Here is a 2,822-nt window from a genome sequence, read left to right on the forward strand (position 1 = left end):
TTGGACAACGACTCACCAAACAACTCTATGGATTATATAAAAGCATGGGCGGAAGGTAAGCTTGATATTTGGGTTAAACCAGACAATCTTTTAAGAAATTTATCATATCCACCCGTCGACAAGCCGATACCTTATGTTTACTATAATCGTAAAGAAGCAGAAAAAGGTGGCAATTTAGAATTAGAAGAAAAACTAAAAACCAAGATACCGGATGGTATTACTACAAAATATCCACTGATATTTATCCAGACAGGAGACAACCTAGGCTTTGCAGGTGGAAACAATGTTGGAATAAAATATGCTTTAGCAAAGAAAGATTCTAAATATATTTGGCTTTTAAACAACGACACTGCAATACAAAAAGATGCATTAAGCAAAATGGTAGAGGTGATAGAAAAGAATGAGAAAATTGGAATAGTTGGATCAAAGCTTTTATATTATGATAAGCCAGATATATTGCAAACATTGTGTGGAAGTTACAAAATGACATGGTATAATGCTGGAGCCGGGAAATACATACAACCTTTTGACAAAGACAGCAAGAAGAATGATATAATATTTGAAATAGAAGGATATATAGTTGGAGCTAGCATGCTAATAAGAAATGATGTTTTTGAGGATATTGGCCTTTTTGATGAAAATTACTTTATGTATAAAGAAGAAAGTGATCTTTGTCTAAGGGCTATAAGAAGAGGGTGGAAGCTATTTTGTGCAGGCAAAGCAAAAGTCTATCATAAAGAAGGAGCTTCAACTGGAAAATATAAAACCGTTAAGTTCATGAAAAAAATTAGAAAAAGACCAACATTTTTTAGATTTGTGATGAGTGGGTGTTTAGAAGTTAGGAATGGTATATATTTTGTCAAAAAGCATTATGGGAATTTTTACGCTTTTTTATACACAATTTCTATATTGCCAAAAAAAACATTACGAATGATTGCTGGTATTTTGCTTTTAGATGATTTTAAAATAAAAAGATTAAAACTTATACTAAAAGCCATAAAAGATGGCTGGTTAAAAAATATGGGCAAACCAAAAGAATTAAAATGAAGATATTGATAGTTAGCCCTCTACCAATACATTATCCTCCCACAGACGGACATAGTCTAAATATTGTATACCGTTCATACTTTCTTAAAAGTATAGCAAACATATCTTCAGATATTATTGTGCCCTATAAAAATAAATCGGATATAGGTAAGCTTGAGACTTCAAATGTCTTTGAACATACATTTGGATATCCATCTCAAAACAAATGGTATGCACTTGTTAGATTCTTATTCTCAAAAGGTTTCTATGATATGTTTAATTTAGATGATGAAAACCTCAAAAATATTTTACATAAATTAGACACAAATTACGAAGTGATAATATTCGATCATAGTTATTCTTATAAAAACTATGAAAAGCTTATAAATCATATAAATGTTAATAATAACAACATTATATACTGGAGCCATAATATAGATTATATAGATTATAAAAATTATGCTTTAGAGGCTACAAATATATTTAGAAAACTCTTTTACTACCTAAACTATCAAAAGCTAAAAACTATAGAACCAGCTTATATTAAAAAGTTTAGGAAAATAGCCTCTGTCTCAAAATATGAAGTGGACATACTAAAAAATATAAACAATAAAGCAAAGATATACTGGATACCTCCTATGCTACCAGAGTTTAAAGATTTAGAAGTGAAAAAAGAAGATATAGATATGTTGGAAGAAAAAGTTGGTAAATACCATCATAAAATACTTTTTACAGGCTTATTAAAAAAATCTTCTAATATAAAAGCTGCTCTTTGGTTTGGGAAAGATGTATTTCCTCTTATAAAAAAGAAGCTAAAAGCTTGTTTTATAATAGTGGGTCAAAGCCCCTCCAAAGAGGTAATAGAATTTGTAGATAATAAAGAGGATATTTTTTTGTTTAAAGATGTAGAATCTTTAGCGCCTTTTTATAAGTTATCAGATCTTGTGGTAGTGCCTCTTTTTAATCCTGCGGGTATAAAGCTTAAACTTTTAGAGGCTTTAAAATATAAGAAAAAGGTGGTTGCAAGAAAAGAAGATCTTCTTGGAGCTGGTCTTGAAAATATAGTTCCAAACGCACAAGATAAAGAAGATTTTGCAAAAAAGTGTATAGATGTATTAGAAGGTAAAATTGATTATAATATAGTATGGAATGAGTTTGAAAGGATTTATGATAATAAGAGGATCGTAAATTTACTTTTAGAATTGCTAGAAATAAAAAAATGAGAAAACATTTTACGCTGGAGAAACTTTTAAAGTTAAACTTTTATCTATATATAATTTTGCTACCATTTTGCGCGTTAGGGTATTTTTATAAATTATTTTCTTCTTGGGCTGCAAACGCTTCTTTATATCCGCTTCTTTTTGGACTTATGCTTTTACTTACAAAAATTATTTTAAGAGTTAAAATATTTTCTAATAGAGAAATAAACTATTTTTTAACCTTTACCATTATAGCTTTGATAGGGACATTTATAATGTCTTTATATATTGCAAATTTCATAAATCTTCCTAGTTGGGCCACAGCTAGTGAAATATACATAAATAGCATAAAGAAAATATTTACATTTTCAATCATCTTCTTTATAATTTATTATACCATTTTACTTACAAAAGATATAAAACCGTCGTTAGTTGTTAAATTAATATATATTTCCTTTGTAATTTTCTTGCTATATGGATACATACAAATATTTTCGCTTTTATTTCCATCTTCCTTTTGGTTTAAAATGTATATGTTTATTCATAGATATATAAACTTTGGTTGGCTAGGTTTAAACAAGCATTATAACAAATTGC

At 28.6% G+C, this 2,822-nt stretch carries 2 protein-coding genes; both read left to right on the forward strand.

Annotated elements, in window-relative coordinates; genetic code table 11:
* Nucleotides 1-1,047, forward strand: a 1,047-nt coding sequence (locus tag ACP5S8_RS08010; RefSeq protein WP_461876421.1) for a glycosyltransferase family 2 protein, incomplete at its 5' end; no start/stop codon positions are given.
* Nucleotides 1,044-2,249, forward strand: coding sequence for a glycosyltransferase family 4 protein (locus ACP5S8_RS08015; RefSeq protein ID WP_461876422.1), 1,206 nt, complete (start codon nucleotides 1,044-1,046; stop codon nucleotides 2,247-2,249). The genes ACP5S8_RS08010 and ACP5S8_RS08015, both read left to right, overlap by 4 nt.
* Nucleotides 2,250-2,822: the final 573 nt, after the last annotated feature.

Origin of the sequence: Hydrogenobaculum sp. (assembly GCF_049967395.1) — a bacterium.
Taxonomy (GTDB): Bacteria; Aquificota; Aquificia; order Aquificales; family Aquificaceae; genus Hydrogenobaculum.